This is a genomic window from Paraburkholderia franconis (genome assembly GCF_009362735.1).
Classification (GTDB): domain Bacteria; phylum Pseudomonadota; class Gammaproteobacteria; order Burkholderiales; family Burkholderiaceae; genus Paraburkholderia; species Paraburkholderia franconis.
Genome location: NZ_WHNP01000015.1, coordinates 13,444 through 30,861, shown reverse-complemented (window position 1 = coordinate 30,861; position 17,418 = coordinate 13,444). Strand labels below are relative to the sequence as shown.

10 protein-coding genes and 5 pseudogenes are annotated in these 17,418 nt (G+C 59.8%); 4 read left to right on the top strand and 11 right to left on the bottom strand.

The window, feature by feature from the left end; all coding sequences use genetic code 11:
* Window positions 1–226 precede the first annotated feature (226 nt).
* The 3 genes and pseudogenes from GCT13_RS51205 to GCT13_RS17780 all read left to right on the top strand — a co-directional run.
* Window positions 227–415, top strand: a pseudogene (locus GCT13_RS51205) (reverse transcriptase domain-containing protein); the annotation flags it as partial.
* A gap of 47 nt (window positions 416–462) precedes the next feature.
* Complete coding sequence (locus GCT13_RS50580) at window positions 463–918, top strand: group II intron maturase-specific domain-containing protein (protein ID WP_143811084.1); 456 nt, start codon at window positions 463–465, stop codon at window positions 916–918.
* Window positions 919–996: 78 nt separating this feature from the next.
* Window positions 997–1,806: pseudogene (locus tag GCT13_RS17780) on the top strand (IS3 family transposase); the annotation flags it as partial.
* A gap of 27 nt (window positions 1,807–1,833) precedes the next feature.
* Here GCT13_RS17780 and GCT13_RS49295 read toward each other — a convergent pair.
* From GCT13_RS49295 to GCT13_RS17735, 9 genes and pseudogenes are all read right to left on the bottom strand, one after another.
* The gene (locus GCT13_RS49295) at window positions 1,834–2,547 is read right to left on the bottom strand and encodes a MerR family transcriptional regulator (RefSeq protein WP_218274556.1); all 714 of its coding nucleotides are present in this window, start codon (window positions 2,545–2,547) and stop codon (window positions 1,834–1,836) included.
* Window positions 2,548–2,706: 159 nt separating this feature from the next.
* On the bottom strand, window positions 2,707–3,903 hold the full coding sequence (locus GCT13_RS49290) for a recombinase family protein (protein WP_218274557.1): 1,197 nt from the start codon (window positions 3,901–3,903) through the stop codon (window positions 2,707–2,709).
* A complete protein-coding gene (locus GCT13_RS17770) occupies window positions 3,896–4,087 on the bottom strand; it encodes a hypothetical protein (protein WP_087737944.1) in 192 nt (63 codons plus the stop codon). The genes GCT13_RS49290 and GCT13_RS17770 overlap by 8 nt, the downstream gene beginning before the upstream one ends.
* A 592-nt stretch (window positions 4,088–4,679) precedes the next feature.
* Window positions 4,680–4,882: pseudogene (locus GCT13_RS49285) on the bottom strand (ATP-binding protein); the annotation flags it as partial.
* A 243-nt stretch (window positions 4,883–5,125) separates the two neighbouring features.
* Window positions 5,126–5,851: pseudogene (locus tag GCT13_RS17760) on the bottom strand (ATP-binding protein); the annotation flags it as partial.
* A pseudogene (locus GCT13_RS51200) lies at window positions 5,835–6,501 on the bottom strand (Mu transposase domain-containing protein); the annotation flags it as partial. The pseudogenes GCT13_RS17760 and GCT13_RS51200, both read right to left, overlap by 17 nt.
* 1,367 nt (window positions 6,502–7,868) lie before the next feature.
* Window positions 7,869–9,020 (bottom strand): porin, encoded by a 1,152-nt coding sequence (locus tag GCT13_RS17745; RefSeq protein ID WP_152760285.1) that lies wholly within the window; start codon window positions 9,018–9,020, stop codon window positions 7,869–7,871.
* A 933-nt stretch (window positions 9,021–9,953) separates the two neighbouring features.
* A complete protein-coding gene (locus tag GCT13_RS17740) occupies window positions 9,954–11,477 on the bottom strand; it encodes a CoA-acylating methylmalonate-semialdehyde dehydrogenase (protein WP_087737960.1) in 1,524 nt (507 codons plus the stop codon).
* A 47-nt stretch (window positions 11,478–11,524) separates the two neighbouring features.
* Window positions 11,525–12,850: an aspartate aminotransferase family protein gene (locus GCT13_RS17735; RefSeq protein ID WP_152760283.1), complete on the bottom strand. Its 1,326-nt coding sequence runs from the start codon at window positions 12,848–12,850 to the stop codon at window positions 11,525–11,527.
* Window positions 12,851–12,963: 113 nt separating this feature from the next.
* Between GCT13_RS17735 and GCT13_RS17730 the strand changes: the two genes are divergently transcribed.
* On the top strand, window positions 12,964–14,367 hold the full coding sequence (locus GCT13_RS17730) for an aminotransferase-like domain-containing protein (RefSeq protein ID WP_087740322.1): 1,404 nt from the start codon (window positions 12,964–12,966) through the stop codon (window positions 14,365–14,367).
* A gap of 122 nt (window positions 14,368–14,489) precedes the next feature.
* Here GCT13_RS17730 and GCT13_RS17725 read toward each other — a convergent pair whose 3' ends face one another.
* Complete coding sequence (locus GCT13_RS17725; protein WP_087740323.1) at window positions 14,490–14,894, bottom strand: HAD family hydrolase; 405 nt, start codon at window positions 14,892–14,894, stop codon at window positions 14,490–14,492.
* A gap of 66 nt (window positions 14,895–14,960) precedes the next feature.
* Window positions 14,961–16,943 (bottom strand): acetate--CoA ligase, encoded by a 1,983-nt coding sequence (acs, locus tag GCT13_RS17720; RefSeq protein ID WP_087740324.1) that lies wholly within the window; start codon window positions 16,941–16,943, stop codon window positions 14,961–14,963.
* Window positions 16,944–17,418 lie beyond the last annotated feature (475 nt).

Genomic DNA, 17,418 nt, shown 5'->3' with positions numbered 1-17,418 from the left:
GCTTTGATCGGACTGATCTGCTCGTACGCCTTTTGCAGCTGCTCCTGGGCATAGCGGTTCGGCTCGAAGGCCAGACGTACATGCCATTTTTTACGTCCTCGGGTCATCACCGCACCTTCCTGTTAGCGGGAGCGACCGTCTCAAGGACGAGGTCCACGTCAATCTTGGAACAGCTTCTGGACCAGGGCGCTAGGCACTCCCTCGAAATGCGCAGGCTCCATTTTATGCGGCAGTTTGCTCTGTTGTTGGCGGCGTTCTCAGCCCGGTACTCTTTAATCTCTATATGCATTATGCCTTTGATACCTGGATGGCGAGGCACTTTCCGGGCACGTTGTTCGTGAGGTATGCGGACGATGGATTGGTCCATTGTAAAAGCGAAGCCGAAGCCAGACGGTTGCAGGAGGCAATCGGTGCGCGTCTGAAGGCCTTGGCCTGGAATTGCATCCTGAGAAGACGAGGATCGTGTACTGCCGGGATGGGAATCGCAAGAACGACTATCCCAACACGAGCTTCGACTTTCTCGGATACACCTTCCGTGGTCGGCTGGCCAAAAGCAAGCGCGGCATATACTTCAACAGCTTCAGTCCTGCCCTCAGCGGCAAGGCCGCGAAACGCATCCGCGACAAAATGCGGGAGTGGAAGATCGGTCGTTGGACGGATGCTGGGATCGAAGACATTGCCGAGCGAGTCAATCCGGCCTTGAGAGGTTGGTGGAACTATTACGCAGCGTTCTACATGAGCGAGTGCAAGCGCGTGATCGCCCACCTCAACGACATTCTGGAGAAATGGGCGGCCCGTAAATACCGCCGGTTTAAACGGCGTCGTGCCAAGGCTAGGGACTGGCTCAGGCGGATGGCCGAGCGTGCGCCGGAGATGCTGTATCACTGGACGCTGGGAGTGTTGCCGTCGGCTGGATGACAAGAGCCGTATGAACCGAGAGGTTCACGTACGGATCTGTGAGGGCCTGGCGGGGAAGTTCCGCCGGGCTACTCGACTCTTCGCGAAGGACCTCCTGTGAAGTACGCCTGGATTGACACGCAGTACCGGCACTATCCGCTGTCGGCGCTGTGCGAGGTCCTTGGTGTCAGCGTGAACGGCTATCGCGCCTGGAAGCGCGGCGGCACGCCCGGGCGTCAGCGGCTGACCGATGCGCAGTTGCTCACGCTGCTCCGGACGATTCATGCCGAGGTCAAAGGCGCCTATGGCTCGCCTCGCATGACCGAAGAGGTTCGCTCTCGCGGCTTCCCAGCCAGCAAGGCACGGGTAGAGCGGCTGATGAGCGCCAACGGTATCCGGGCCCGCCACAAGCGTCGTTATCGCGTGACAACCGATTCCCGGCACAAGCTGCCGGTGGCGCCAAACGTGTTGAACCGCAACTTCACGCCAGCCGGGCCCAATCAGGTATTCAGTTCGGATATCACGTACATCTGGACCGACGAAGGCTGGCTGTATCTGGCCGTCACGCTGGACCTGTTCAATCGGGAAGTGGTGGGCTGGTCTGTCAAGCCGCGCATGACGGCGGACCTGGTGAGCGACGCGCTGACTATGGCATGGTTCCGTCGCCGGCCCGCGCCCGGCGCGCTGCACCACTCGGACAGTGGCAGCCAGTACGCCAGCCATGAATTCCAGCGCAAGCTGGGCTCTTACAGCATGCGCTGTTCGATGAGTCGCAAGGGCAGTTGCTGGGATAACGCGCCCACGGAAAGCTTCTTCAACAGCCTGAAGAACGAGCGCGTACACGGTGCGAGGTATCGCACGCATCGCGAAGCCATTGCAGACCTGTTCGAATACATCGAAGTGTTCTACAAGTGTGATTCATAGTGCCCCACCTCGCTATGTGCTTGATAAATCGAGAGAGCCCTGTCCTGTCGTTGGTATTGTGGGGTATGCGCGCCGGGCGCGGGTACGCGCGACGAACTCGACGACCGCGCTGGTGTTCAGCGAATCGCGATTAAAGATCCATGGCCCAAGCGATAGCGGATGCTCCGCCGCGATCTCGCCGTGCTCGACTGCGAGCCTGAGGGTTTTGGGACTCACGCCGATAAGCGCTGATGCCTCGGTAAGGTTCATCCATCCTTCGGCTGAACGCCGCTCGCTCGAATAGACGGGAATTCGATGGTGACTGCGCAGCGCAGTGACGCGCTCCTGCGTCCAGAAGTTACCTCGTCCAGTTCGCAGTCCATTCCGATTGAGCATGCTGGCAATCACCAGATCCGGGCAGATGCGAGCCAGCAGTCGAACTGCATCGATCGCTTCAGGGGATGTCTGGGTGGCGCATTGGCCCCGACGTCGGCGCGGTACGCGGATCTCGGTATGGACGCCACCCTTCCAGTGGATGACGAGCACGATCTCGCTGGTTGCGTCGTCGAGATCAACGACAACCTCATGGATCAAGGTGCGCACGATGCGCTTCTTCAGGCGGGCGTCAGCCTGCGGCCATATCAACTCGAGCGCTGCGGCAAGGTCGTTGAATTCGTCGGGTTGAACCGGCGGAATCTGGCCAGATACTTGCGAGCGCTGCTCAATACGCGACTCCAGTTCTTCCACACGCAGCAGTGCATCATTCCATCGGCGTTCCAGCTCGTCGGCGACGAGCCGGTTCTCCGGATCCGCAGTGTCATACTGCTTCTGCGCACGGTTTGCGGCGTAACGGGCTGCCTGCAGGTCGCGCTGTAATGCGGTCAGTGCTTCGTCATGCTTATGGGTTTATTCTTCACGAGCCACGATAGCTGCCTCAATTGCTGCAGGTTGGACTACCCGCAGGACGGCCTGGGCGATTGCCGCATCCACGCGCGCGCCACCAAATGCGATGCAACGGGGCAGTCCCTTGTCCAGCCACGCACGATGACAGCTGTAGCGCAGGGCGTCATGCCGGCTACCTGTGTAGTGTACCGTGAGCTTGCTCGTGCAACGCCGGCACCTCAACAGACCCGTGGCAAGTGCCTCGCCGTTCTTCGGAGCGCCGGCGTGTGCGCCCATACGCGCGTTGATGCGAATGGCGCGCTGGATCCGTTCGAACTCGTCCCAGTCAACGTACCCGTCGTGGGCATTGGGGATGAGCGAAAGCCACTGGTCTCGCGGCTTGCGCCGATCGCGTTTGCGCGGCTCTCCCGTCTCATAGTGGACGGTACATTCGGTCTTCCCATACGCATAGGCGCCGCCATACACCGGATTGGTCAGGATCTGGTGTATGGTCCCATAAGACGGTCGCTTCCAGTGGATCTCACCACGCGGTGTGCATGCAGGCAACAGCAGATCATGTTCCAAAAACCAGAGCAAGGTCTGCCTTACCGAGCCAATTGCGAGGAACTGACGGAATACCGACCCGATGGCTTCCTGCACGCGCAGATCCGGAACCTTCTCCAGGCGCTGATCCTCGGTCTTGCGATAGCCAACCGGCGCGATGATGACAAGCTCGCCCCGTCGGGCCTTCTCTCGCCGTGCTTCCAGCGAGCGCTGACGCAGCAGATCCAGTTCGTATTCGTTGAGGCTGCCCTTCAGTCCAAGCAGCAGGCGGTCATTGCCTAACCGCGGGGCATATACGGTCTCCTGATCTATCAGCACGGTATCGACAACGCGGCACACCTCAACCAGTTGCTGCCACTCGCGACTGTTGCGTGCAAACCTCGATACCTCGCGGGCAGCCACTGCACCAACACGCCCAAGACAGACTTCAGCCACCATGCGTTCGAAACCTGTGCGAGTCTGCGAGCCGGCCGCAGAGCAGCCCAGGTCTTCATCGATCACTTCGATTTCCTTCCAGCCCAACTGGCGCAGACGATCCTGCATCGCGTACTGCAGTTTCTGGCTCTCCAGATTGTGGCTGACCTGGTACGCGGACGACTGGCGAACGTACAGCGCGGCCTTGCGAGCGAGATGTTGAACTCGAATCTTGTCACTCATCGCACACCTCCTGTTCGTGTGCCACGACGTGCAATTCGCGTCGGTGTTGCCGCAGTAGCTGCACCAGCAGGCGCACTATCTGCTGCCGCACTTCCACCGGCAGATGCGCCCACTCGGGCGTCTCTGGACAAGGCTGAAACAGATCGGGTTGATCGCCCGGATGGGGGTTCGGAACGCGTCGCATCGGCTCCTCCTGTACAGGACAAAGGACGGTGCTCGGCTTCTACCACATTTGACTGTGAGGCGAGAGTTCGATCGGTCAACAGACGCTGAAATTCGCGCAGCGCCTCGCAGTCGACGATCGGTAATACTGAATATGTGATGCGACCGCAGGCGATGGGATCAAACATCCATTGCGGCATCTCCGATACGCGTGCTGTTGCCTCGAGAGGGTCGAGTGCACATCGCAGAATGATCTCGCCATTCTTCTCGATGACGTTAAAAATCCAGGCCATTCGACCGAACCACGGGTGCCACCGATAGAGAACTTCTCGTGACTCGGTAATGTGGGTGTTGTGTTTGCGGCTTGTATAACCGCAATCGTCGTCATTCTTCGCTCAGCTTTGTCTCGCCAATCCGGTTTATGCAAGACTGGCTCGCGGCCCAGCGGACGAAGGACTCGGCTGCATAAATCGGGGCCTCTGGAAGGCGAAAAACAGAGGGAACCTCACGTTTGTGTAGTGCCGTCCTTATCGACTCTGTCGAACGCGATCTCAAGTTGATACAGCTTCAGACGCAGACGGAATCGTAGTTTGGTACACCTGCTCCTGCGGTTATTAGCTGGGTGTTTCCTCGTTCGAGTTGCGTTTGCGTTTGATGTCGGCCACGTCGTTGATGTGCGGTGGCGGAATGCGGTTGATCATGCCGGCCTGACGTTTTTCTTTCAGCCTATACGAGTCGCCGGAGATCGGTACGACGTGTGCGTGTGAAGTACCCGATCAAGAAGTACGGCCGTGAGCGTTGCGTCGTCGGCGAAGGTCTGGTGTTGGCGGCGGCGTAAATCCGACACCAGACGGCGGCGCAAGGTTGAGTTAAACACTCGACCATGCGCCGCAGGCATTGCCGCCCGCAGGGCGAGTAAAGCAGGATCAGAACCCGCCCTCGATGTCGTCGATATCGGTATTGGTGGGCGGCGAACGCCTGCTGGGGCGACCAGTCGGCGTCGATCACGAAGTGCAGCCCGCGAGACAGGCCCGAAGGCGGGTGGGTGCGGCGGCTCACGGCTTCTTCTCCGGGCGCGCTGCTCGGCCCGCTCGCGCGCTTCCTTGACGCGATACGACTCACCCTCGATGGCGATGACCTCGGCGCGATGCACGAGGCGATCGACCAAGGACACGACGCAGGCCGCACCTCCGACCATGCTGCAAACGGTTTGTTCGTAACCACCGTGCTCGCGGCGCCGTACCTGCGGCTCACCAGTTCGAACAGCAGGTGGGCATGACGGTTCGAGTACGAGAGCTAGCCAACTTCGTCAATCAGGAGCACTTCGGGCGAAGCGTAGCGATGCAGGCGCCGGCGCAGCGCCGAGTAACTGCCGAGCGCGGCCTGCTCGCCGAGCATCTGGCCAGCCGTGGTACAGGGCGCCGTGTAGCCGTGGATGAGCGACTGGTACGCGAGGTAGTGCGAGTGTCGATTTATCGACGCCGTTCAACCCGATCAGCACGACGTTGGACTTCTCCCTGACGAACTCGAGCGCCATCAGTTCCTCGAGCGCTCCGCGGTCAATACGTTTGGGCCATGCCCAGTCGCAGTCTGCCAGCGGCTTGAAGTTGCCCAGGCGGGCGTCGCGGATACGCCGCTCCAGTGAACGGCGCGCGCGTTCCTGTTCTTCCCACTGCAGCAACCGCTCGACCCATGACGCGTCGGCGATCTCGCTCCAGTGCGCGAGCAACCCGTACATCCGCAGGGCATGGGCGCGCTCGTGCAACTGCTCAGTCCTGTTTGTCATCGTCGGCCTCCGCTGTGAGCTGGTCGTAGATGTCGAGCCGGCGCGGCGTCCCGCGCTTGTCCTTGTTGCACACGTGTTTCGGCAACTTGATGGCGATGGGCGGAGGGGCTCCACGGGCAGTCCGCCGGCGCTCCAGTGCTAGGCGCACCGGGTTCTGGTGCGCCGCGGCGCCGCTCGCGAGGGTTTCCTCGATCGCGGCCTGCAGTTGGGCGGCGCCCATACCGCTCGACCTGACGTAGCACCTGCGCGGTAATGTTGCCCGGATTGCTGCCGCGTTCGGCCGCGTGCAGCATCAGTGTCCGGACAGCCGGCGCGACGTGCGCGAGATGGTCCAGGCCGCGGTGGTGGCCGGCCTCACGTTTGTACTCCACCAGCGCATCGATGTGCGTTGCGATCTCGATCTGCGCGCCGCGGTCGTAACTGCGAGCATGCTCGGCAACGACATCGGCGCCATCGAGGATGCGTACCTGATGCTGGTCCGCACGAACCGTGAGCGCGCGTCGCACATGCGTGTGCGGTATCGAGTAGCGTGACGCTCGTTTCGGTTGCTGATGCGGCGTCGCTCCCGTTCGGATTGATCGTCCCACATACGGCGCCGGCAGCGGCAGAAAATGCGGCCGCTCTTCAAGCAGCACTTCGGCCGGTATACGCACCGGTTGTTGCGACGTTGGCGCTCCTTGATCGCGAGAACTTCCGGGCCCGCTCGTGTATGACATGTCGCACGGACAGTACGGGTGACTCGCCATACATCTGCTCAATCTCGTGCAGATTTGAGCTCGTTGCGACGACGCAGATCTCTCAGACCCATTTGGCAGCCTCCGCCGGCACGTCGAAATTCGTGCTCAACGTTTCGCACTTACTATCATTGGTCTCCCGCCAGAAAGCCGAGTCGGCGCGGATCCAAACAGTTCGTGAACAGGATTTTTGATACGTCCATAATTACCCCGGTATGCTAAACACCCACGCCCACTTTTCACTGCACGCCGCGTAAAAACGCCCCGCGCAGAACACGCATACAGGTGTTGACGACTGCGCTCCGAATGCTCAGCCTGGCGCTTGGCCTCATCCTCGGTCTCTCGTATACGAAATCTCGGCGATGCGCATCGCAGGCCGCTCCGCATCGGGTGGGAAAATGCACCATTTTCCGCTTCGGTGTCGAAAAAAGAACATCGCCTTTGGCCCGCCTCCGTTGTCTGCAACAACGCAAACGTAACGTCCCGCACTTGATCGTCCGTAATGGCTAACTCGAAATCCTCTCTTCGGGTCGGGCGCCAACCAATCCTCCACCATACGTCTCAACGACATTCCCACAATCGCCATAAACGTCCCCCTCCTTTGTTAAGGTTCGCGCCCGAGATCGTCTCGATGCGTGACAGCGGCTTCGGCTCGACGGGGCCGAACTTCGAATCGACCATCGGCCACGGCAACAGATCGAGTGCGCAGCTCGCCGACGGGGCCGCCGCTTCCCGGGACCGCGCTGGCTTGTCATCACGCCTTTCACGAAGCCGAGATGTCGCGTCCCTTCGTGATGCGCCTTTCGGACCAGAACCCTACCCTTCTGCGACATCCACGCCGTACTTGTGGGCCGGCGGCGACGCGTGGCTCGCACGATCGTCTCCCGCCAGCGCAACAGCAGCCGACGCGCGTGTCTTTCGGTGCAGCCTCGCGGCGGAGATCTGTCACAAACCGCCGCGAAGGCACGCTGGCATGAAAGACGTGAGTCTCGGAATTACAGTCAACAATTACCGTTGTTCGATGCGCTTTCGCGCATGCCCACGCAGCCCAAGCCATCCCCCTCCGCGGAGAGAATTGCAAGGATTGTGTCCATCATTCGCTACGCCTCCACTGCAACCACTTCAGATATGCCGTCTGCGGCGGCCCAAAGCTTGGCGGCAGTCGATGGCATCGCTCGTCGTTGACGATCATCCACAGAACTGCGTCAAAATCGTGCGAGGATCGCTATTCCTTCATCGCAGTGGACTTGCACCACCTACTTCTTGCCGGTCTCCCGACGCACTCAGAACTTGTGCCGCATTGCCGCCCGGATCACGAACTGATTCGAGTTCGAGGAAACGCCTGCCGCACCTGGCACATACGCGACGTCGAGCACCGTTTGAGTCTTGTCACCTCCAGCGTGTTGGTATGCACCCTGCAGGTACAGATCCGTACGCTTCGACAGGTTGTAGTCAGCCATCAACCCGATCGATTGGTAGTTGGGATGCAGTTTTCCGGTGGTCGCATTGAAATCGGCCCGCGTGTAGGTGTACATCGCGCCGACAAAGAATGACGGGGTGAACTGATATTTCCCGTTCAGTTCGAAGTTCTGGAAGCGCAGCGACGACAGCGTCGAGCCAGCAGGCGGCGTGATCGCGCCCACATAGCTGGTGCTGAGCGGTTGCGCGACGTCGGTGTTCGTATATGCGAAGCCCAATGTCGCCGACCCGATCGTATAATTTATTCCTGCACCGAAGATGCGCAGGCGCTCGCCCAGGAAGTTTTCGTCGCCGCCGTTGTTGATCGCGCCAGTAGCGGTTGAAGATGGGTTGTTGGCCTGCAGATACGACGCAGCGATCAAAAGATCGCCATTCGTGTACTGCGCGCCAAAGCTGTACTGGCGATTATTGGCAAAATTTGTGTCGTTGCTGAAGCTGTAAGTACCCCCGAACTGGAAGCCGGCGAGCGACGGACTGGTGTACTTTACGGTGTTGTTTACGCGAAACGTGTTATCCGTGTTGTCGTTGTCATACGGGTGGGAAAAGAGGTAGCCCGCCCAGTTGCCGTTCGCGGTGGTTTGCGCCAGAAAATCGACCAGCGAGTCGTACTGACGACCAAGTGTGACCGAGCCATATGTATCACTGGCGACGCCAACGTAGGCCTGCCGCCCGAACATCAAGCCCCCCTGCGCGAGTTTTCCGTTGTTGACGTCGTAGCCGCTTTCGAGCCGGAACACGGCCTTCAGACCGCCGCCTAGATCCTCTGTGCCCTTCAGGCCCCACCGGCTACCTTGAACATAGCCGCTCTGGAGCTCGTAGACCTTGCTCCCACCCACGTTGTTGGTGAAGTCGAAGCCTTCGTCGATCACGCCGTAGAGCGTTACCGAGCTTTGTGCCATTGCGGGAACGACACATGCCGACAAGACGGATGCTGCGAGTACGTTGCGTGCTTTCATCGTATTCTCCGAACCTGGTTACCAATTGGTAACGATATTTTTCGAATTTACTATTCTTTCATCGAATATTACGTATACCTAAACATATCTTTCGAGCGTCTCCTGTTTTGTAATCGATCTATCGCCCTATGCAATCAATACTTGGAACGCTCAGAGAGCGTACGTCATCACCCACTGGCACCCGCCAGGGAATCCTGTAAAACATCAGCAGCATCACCGAGAAATCTGGCACCCAGGATGATCCTGTGGATCGAAGGCGCTGTAGCCTCGGACTTTCGGGCGTTGCGCCCATCCGACCACAACGTCATCGACCGACAATCATTATAATGATTTACCTATTTTGTCAAAATTAAAATTTGGAATGGTGGCGCCGGCCCTTCACGCTCACGGGAAGGTGGTCCGACATGTGGTCAACGGCAATCTGACGAAGGAACCGTCGAATGGTCTAACGGGTCGGTCGTATTGACCAGCGGCTCGGTGACCCAGTTGTGGCGTCACCTCGCTTTCGCTGCTGCTGAGGTAGCCGATGAGTCTGGAAGGCGTGCTTGCACGTGCGGGCGTCACGCTCGTCGTGAACGAGGCAAGGCTCACACCGACCGCAAATCGAGACGGCTGTCGTCGCGCCACTCGGCACGCCAGGGTGGGATATTCTCTTTGCGTCCGCGGACGGTTTTCCATCACAGCGGCGAGCCCCCGTTGAGTCACGCGCCTTCTTGATAGCTGCTCAACCGGACCGAAGGAGTCCTACGGTTTAGGTAATTGCATCGAGCCTGTCCGCCGGTCCAAAAAATGCGCCATCGTCCCTACTTTCACGACCTTAAGAACGCGTGAGGTTCGGTTCAACGGCGCGAAGCGCTCTCGCGGTCGGAGACTGCCCGCTGTATAACCACCGCCAGTCGCCCCGGCCCGGCAACCGGCACTGCGGCTGGAGCATTACTTAGCGACAGGCATCGTGAACTCGGCACCCTTGGCAATGCTGTCCGGCCAACGCTGCATTACGCTCTTGTAACGCGTGTAGAACCGCACACCTTCCTCGCCGTACGCATGATGATCGCCGAACAGCGAGCGTTTCCAACCGCCAAACGAATGCCATGCCATCGGCACCGGAATCGGCACGTTCACCCCGACCATGCCCACCTTGATCTGCCGCGCAAACGCTCGAGCAACTCCACCATCCGTGGTATACAGCGAGACACCGTTTGCGAACTCGTGTGCATTGATGAGCTTCACCGCCGTAGCGAAGTCCGGCACACGAATCACGCCGAGCACCGGGCCAAAGATCTCCTCCTTGTAGATCTTCATGCTCGTATGAACGCCGTCGAACAGCGTGCCACCAAGAAAATAGCCAGGCTCCGAGCACACCGGATGGTCGCGCCCATCAACGATGAGTTTCGCGCCCTCCAATTCGCCCGAAGCGATGTATCCCACCACCTTCGCCTTATGCTCGGCAGTCACCAGTGGCCCCATTTCCGCATCGAGGTTTTCGCCGTTTTTGATGACCAGTGACTTGACGCGCGGAATCAATTTCTCGATTAGCGCGTCAGAGGTGCTGCCAACAGCAACCGCGATCGAAATGGCCATGCAGCGTTCACCTGCCGAGCCATATGCAGCACCAATCAGGGCGTCCACGGCTTGGTCGAGGTCGGCGTCGGGCATTACGACGAGGTGATTCTTGGCACCGCCGAGTGCCTGGACGCGCTTGCCGCGGCGCGAAGCTTCAGTATGGATATATTCCGCAATCGGCGTCGAGCCGACGAACGACAGCGCAGCGACATCGGGATGTTCGATGAGTGCGTCAACTGCCACCTTGTCTCCGTTGACGACGTTGAAGACGCCGTCGGGCAGACCAGCTTCCTTCAGCAATTCGGCGAGACGCAACGACGCCGACGGATCGCGCTCGGACGGCTTGAGCACAAACGTGTTTCCGCAGGCCAATGCGACGGGGAACATCCACATCGGCACCATTACAGGGAAATTGAACGGCGTGATGCCGGCTACCACACCCAATGGCTGGCGCAGGTTCCAGTTGTCGATGCCAGTACCGATCTGGTCGGTGAAATCGGTTTTGAGCAGGTTGGGAATACCGCAGGCAAATTCCACAACTTCGATGCCTCGCACCACCTCGCCTTGGGCGTCAGTGAACACCTTGCCGTGTTCGCGCGTGATGAGCATCGCGAGTTCGTTGTGGTGCTTGTCCAGCAACTCCTTGAACTTGAACAGGACACGTGCGCGTTTTAGCGGAGCCGTTTCACTCCAGCCCGGGAAGGCCGCCCTAGCCGCCTGCACTGCCTGGTCAACTTCCACTACCGAAGCAAGCGCGACTGAACCGGTCACCTCACCGGTCGCGGGGTTGAACACGTCCTTAAACTGCCCGCTCGACGGCTCAACTATCCGACCGTTGATGAAGTGGCTGACCTGCTTCAAAGCGAGTCTTGCCCTCTCGTTGACAACATTCATTTCCATACTCCAAGGCTGTCTGGCCAATTTCTGCCAGACGTGAGATTTCAGGCCACGCTGCGCAGGGCGTCACGAACCGTCGAGAAAATCTGGGTAATCTTCTCTTCGTCGATAGTCAGCGGCGGCGAGAATGCAAGGATGTCCCCTGTGTAGCGCACGAGCACGCCGGCCTCGAAACATTTCAGGAAGACTTCGTGTGCACGGGCGCCCACTGCACCAGGCCGCGATTCGAGTTCAATACCAGCAACGAGGCCAAGATTGCGGATGTCCTTCACGTGCGGGGAAGCACGCAGCTCGTGTGCAGCATCCTCGAAGACGCCTGAGAGCTCGCGCGCCCGGTTGAAGAGGCGGTCGCGCTTATATATGTCAAAGGTAGCAATTGCCGCCGCGACAGCGGCCGGGTGCGCCGTATACGTGTAGCCGTGAAAAAATTCAATGGCGTTTTCCGCCCCCGCGTTGACAACCGCGTCGTGCACCAGGCGACTAGCCGCCACCGCTCCCAATGGAACCGCCGCATTGTTGATAGCCTTGGCCATCGTGAGGATGTCCGGCGTTACACCAAAGTACTCGCTCGCCGTCGGCGCGCCGAGTCGGCCGAAGCCGGTGATGACCTCGTCGAAAATCAGCAGGATGCCGTGTTTCGTGCACAGTTCACGCAGCCGCTCGAGGTACCCCTTCGGTGGCACAAGCACGCCCGTCGAACCTGCGAGCGGCTCCACGATAACCGCCGCAATGGTCGATGCGTCGTGCAACGCCACGAGGCGTTCGAGTTCGTCCGCGAGGTGGGCGCCCCACGTTGGCTGGCCGCGCGTGAACGCAGCTTCCGCGATGTTCAGTGTATGCGGCAGATGGTCGACGTGCGGCATCAGGTTGCCCGAGAACGTCTTCCGGTTCGCAAGAATACCGCCAACAGAAATGCCACCAAAGCCTACACCGTGATAGCCGCGCTCCCGGCCGATGAAACGCGTACGCTGGCCTTCGCCGCGTGCCCGATGATAGGCCAGTGCAATCTTCAGGGCCGTATCGACCGATTCCGAACCTGAATTCGTGAAGAAGATGCGGTCGAGACCTGCGGGCATGAACTCCGCTACTTTCGTCGCTGCCTCGAATGCGAGCGGATGGCCCATCTGGAACGTCGGCGCGTAATCCATCGTCGCGAGTTGCTGGGCGACCGCCTCCGTAATTTCCGAGCGACCGTGTCCGGCATTCACACACCACAGACCTGCAGTTGCATCCAATACGGGGCGGTCATCGACCGTCGTGTAGTACATGCCCTTGGCCGACTTGAAAAGACGCGGCGCCGCCTTGAATTGACGGTTCGCCGTGAACGGCATCCAGAAGTTCGAGAGGTCAGGTATGTTAGAAGTGCTCATGTGTGTCTCCGTGAAGATGGCACCTACTCTACCTACGTCGCGCGATACAATCACTGGACAGCACAAATCAAACGACCAAACCGTGTTGATTCTTTCCCTCAGACTGTATTGAAATGTTCAAGCTGAACCTCTCGCGAGTGCGAAAAAGCGAAGGCACTCTGGTTGACCAGATTGTCGCGTCAATCGAACAGGAATTAAGTCACGGCACCTATCCCGCTGGCACAAAACTGCCCTCGGTACGTAATTTCGCGAAGACACATGCCCTTAGTACGTACACGGTTTCGGAAGCGTATCAACGGCTCGTTTCGCTTGGCCTGGTTGTTGCCCGAGCCGGCGCTGGATATCGCGTGGCAACGCCTGAGGCCCACACCCCAGATGCGTCCGCGTGGAGTATGCCGAGTTTGAACGCATCATGGCTGCTATCAGATGTTTTTGCAGACCACTCCGTGCCAATCAAGGCGGGGTGTGGCTGGATTCCGAATGACTGGGTAAACGAGAGCGGCATTCAGCACGCATTGCGCGTCGTGAGTCGCGTTCCGGGCCCACGAATCGGGGGGTATGGTCATCCATACGGCCTTGCTGCGCTGCGCGAGTTCATCGCGAGCGGCTTGCGCCGATACTCGCTGCCTGTTGGCAGCTCGGACATTCTGCTCACGCAAGGCGTTACACAGGCACTCGACCTCGTCGTCCGAACTCTGTTGCAACCGGGCGACACCGTGATTGTGGAGGACCCGTGCTACTGCAATCTCCTCCAGATTCTCAAGGTAACCTTCGTCAATGTCGTGAGCGTCCCGCGCACACCTGATGGCATCGACATCGCGCAACTGGAAGAGATCGTCCGTGAACACCGCCCTAAGGGCATGTTTATCAACACCGTGCTACAGAACCCGTCAGGTGCCTCGCTTTCTGTTTCTTCTGCATTTCGACTGCTTCAAATTGCAGATAGAGAAGGGCTTTGGGTTGTGGAAGATGATATCTCGAGGGAGTTGGCACCTGCAGGAGCGCCGTGCCTCGCTGCAATGGAAGGGTTGAAGAATGTCATCTATCTCTCAGGCTTCTCAAAGACCATCACGCCTGCAGTGCGCGTTGGTTATATTGCGGCATGCCGAGACCTCATTTCACGATTCGCGTTGACCAAGATGGCAGTTGGACTTACCTCATCGGAAGTCACAGAACGCGCGGTGGCAAATGTGCTGATCGATGGGCATTATGACCGCCATATCGCGCATATCCGCGAACGGCTCTTTAATGCTCACACGCGCGTAGCCGAATCGATGACCAATTCTGGTCTGGAGATTTTCCACATGCCAAAGGCTGGTCTGTTCCTATGGGCAAAGTTACCGATTCATCCAGAAGACAGCATGGCAGTGACGAATGAAGCGCTTGCCAAGGGAATCTGGCTCGCACCGGGATCGTATTTCCGCCCGGGAGAACCGGCGTCAGCGTGGTTTCGCTTTAACGCCGCAACTTCGGACGTCCCGGAACTGTGGACATTCATGAAAAACTATCTACGCTGAACTCCCTCCGTGCAAGCGCATCACAGCGCGGACCGAACACCCTTCGATTGGTAATTGCCTGGTTTTCGCTGCGCGGCGCCCCTCGGTTCCGGTGCCATCTAATGCGAATTTCGGCCAGCCCTCTATAAGGGCAATTGGCTCAGTGCGTCATCGAGGTGAATGCACCGGGCGATGCCAAACGTCCGCGCTTCCTCCAATTCCTTGCCACTGCTCCCCAGGGCGATGACGCGATGGGGAGCAGTCTCTAGCGTATGCAGCGCAATGGCATAACGATCAGTGAATTCCCGCGACGAAAGAATCGCGGAAAAGTACGTCACTCCGTCCTGTCCAAGCGCGGAGCCAATGGCACTATTTAAATACTCGGCGCTTAGATTGCTCATCAATAGCAGCGGATATCCGTCATCCCTGATGCGTTGAAGCAACTGTTTAAGCGCCGTGCGCTGTTCGCGACCCGCTTCAGTATCCGGGCTATCGTCCATTGCCGACCAGACGTCATCCATATTTGCGAGAATTGCGTCAATTGCCATTGCGGGTTTCCGTGACGGGCTGAGTTTTCTTGCATTATTCAGGTTCCGGATGCGATCCAGGTTGAGCTATTGCGCCTCGCTAAGCTGATGAAGAATCGTGGGGTTCTCAAGCGTCGACACATCCTGCGTGATCGCCTCGCCCTTGGCGAGCGAGCGGAGCAGACGGCGCATGATCTTGCCCGAGCGCGTTTTCGGCAGGTTCTCGCCGAAGCGGATGTCCCTGGGCTTGGCGATCGGCCCGATCTCCTTGCCCACCCACGCGCGCAGATCGTTGGCGAGCTTCACGGCCTCGTCGCCCTGCGGACGCGTGGCCTTGAGCACCACGAACGCCACCACGGCTTCGCCGGTGGTGTCGTCGGGGCGGCCCACCACGGCGGCTTCGGCCACGAGCGGGTTCGCCACCAGCGCCGACTCGATCTCCATCGTGCCGAGGCGGTGGCCCGAGACGTTCAGCACGTCGTCGATCCGGCCCATGATCGTGAAGTAGCCCGTGTCCTTATCGCGCACGCTGCCGTCGCCGGCCAGATACAGCTTGCCGCCCAGTTCCTCGGGGAAGTAGCCCGACTTGTAGCGCTCCGGGTTGCCCCATACGTTGCGGATCATCGCGGGCCACGGACGCTTCACGACGAGAATGCCGCCCTGCCCGTTCGGCACGTCCTGGCCGGTTTCGTCGACGACCGCGGCCATGATGCCCGGCAGCGGCAGCGTGCACGATCCCGGCACGAGCGGCGTCGCGCCCGGCAGCGGCGTGATCATGTGGCCGCCGGTTTCGGTCTGCCACCAGGTGTCGACGATCGGGCAGCGCTTGCCGCCCACGTTTTCGTAGTACCACATCCACGCTTCGGGATTGATCGGCTCGCCGACCGTGCCGAGAATGCGCAGCGAAGAAAGGTCATAGCTCTTCGGGTGCACCTTCGCGTCGGCTTCGGACATCTTGATGAGCGAGCGGATCGCCGTCGGCGCGGTGTAGAACACCGTGACCTTGTGTTTGGCGATCATGTCCCAGAAGCGGCCGGCGTTCGGGTACGTGGGCACGCCTTCGAACACGACCTGGGTCGCGCCGATCGTGAGCGGGCCATAGGCGATATAGCTGTGGCCCGTGATCCAGCCGATGTCGGCCGTGCACCAGAACACGTCCGAGGGCTTGTGATCGAAGGTCCACTTCATGGTTTGCGCGGCCCACAAGAGGTAGCCGCCCGTGCTGTGCTGCACGCCCTTCGGCTTGCCCGTCGAGCCCGACGTGTACAGGACGAAGAGCGGGTGTTCCGCGCCCACCGGCACCGGCGCGCACGTATCGCTCTCGGCCGCCGAAAATTCGTGCATCCACTGGTCGCGGCCTTCGTGCCATGCGACCTTGCCGCCCGTGCGCTGGTAGACGATCACGCTGTGCACCGCTTCGCAGCCGCCCATGGCGAGCGCTTCGTCGGCGATGCTCTTCAGCGGCAGCGCCTTGCCGCCGCGCATCTGTTCGTCGGCGGTGATGAGCGCGACCGCGCCCACGTCCACCATGCGCTCGTTGAGCGACTTCGACGAGAAGCCGCCGAACACCACCGAGTGCGTCGCGCCAATGCGCGCGCAGGCCTGCATGGCGACCACGCCTTCGACCGACATCGGCATGTAGATGACCACGCGATCGCCCTTCTTCACGCCGCGCTTCGTGAGCGCATTGGCGAAGCGCGCCACGCGCGAGAGCAGATCCTTGTAGGTGACGTTCGTGACGGTGCCGTCGTCGGCTTCGAAGATGATCGCGACGCACTCGCCATTGCCCGCTTCGACGTGGCGGTCGAGGCTGTTGTACGAGGCATTGAGCTCGCCTTCTTCGAACCACGTGTAGAACGGCGCCTTCGATTCGTCGAGCACCTTCGTGAAGGGCTTTTGCCAGCTCAGGGTTTCGCGCGCGAGGCGCGCCCAGAAGCCTTCGTAATCGCGTTCGGCTTCGGCGCACAGCGCCTTGTAGGCGTCCATGCCGGACACGTTGGCCTGCGATGTGACCTCCGTGGCAGCCGGAAATATACGGCGTTCCTGCAAGAAAGATTCAATTGTTGACATTGGTTCCTCCAAAGCGCCTGGGAAGGCCCGATTGCCTGTCGGCTTGTCTTTCCCGCCTCGAGTGCAATAGTCGACGCGAACTGGCTGAAGCACGTCAACCTGGTCCGCGACTTCAAAAAGATCCTTGCACGCTCACTACCCGATAGCTCTGAAACCAGCGAAGCCCGCGCGTTTCCCGCATTTCACAACATCATCGATTGCGTCACAGGGGGCGTCCGGCCTCCCCGAATCCCCAACGCGCAATCGAACGGCCAGACCGCCACTAATCCCGAAGGCTTGCGCTCGCATGCAGGATTCGTACTGGCATTCATCTCCGGCTCCCGTGCGAGGCGCTGATGCTCGCACTCGCCAGGCCAGGAGGATCGCTAACGCCGCCTTGGGAGCGGCAGCCCCGGTCCGCTGATCGTCACGCACTTCAACATATCGGAGTCAAGCATTCTCTTGTTTCGTCAAGCCAACACTCTGCCCGCCGTGC

Coding starts and splice junctions, on each gene's coding strand:
- GCT13_RS17745 (WP_152760285.1), bottom strand. CDS start 9,020: ATGAAAGCACGCAACGTACTCGCAGCATCCGTCTTGTCGGCATGTGTC.
- GCT13_RS17730 (WP_087740322.1), top strand. CDS start 12,964: ATGTTCAAGCTGAACCTCTCGCGAGTGCGAAAAAGCGAAGGCACTCTG.
- GCT13_RS17725 (WP_087740323.1), bottom strand. CDS start 14,894: ATGGCAATTGACGCAATTCTCGCAAATATGGATGACGTCTGGTCGGCA.
- GCT13_RS17735 (WP_152760283.1), bottom strand. CDS start 12,850: ATGAGCACTTCTAACATACCTGACCTCTCGAACTTCTGGATGCCGTTC.
- GCT13_RS17740 (WP_087737960.1), bottom strand. CDS start 11,477: ATGAATGTTGTCAACGAGAGGGCAAGACTCGCTTTGAAGCAGGTCAGC.
- acs (WP_087740324.1), bottom strand. CDS start 16,943: ATGTCAACAATTGAATCTTTCTTGCAGGAACGCCGTATATTTCCGGCT.
- GCT13_RS17770 (WP_087737944.1), bottom strand. CDS start 4,087: ATGCGACGCGTTCCGAACCCCCATCCGGGCGATCAACCCGATCTGTTT.
- GCT13_RS49290 (WP_218274557.1), bottom strand. CDS start 3,903: ATGAGTGACAAGATTCGAGTTCAACATCTCGCTCGCAAGGCCGCGCTG.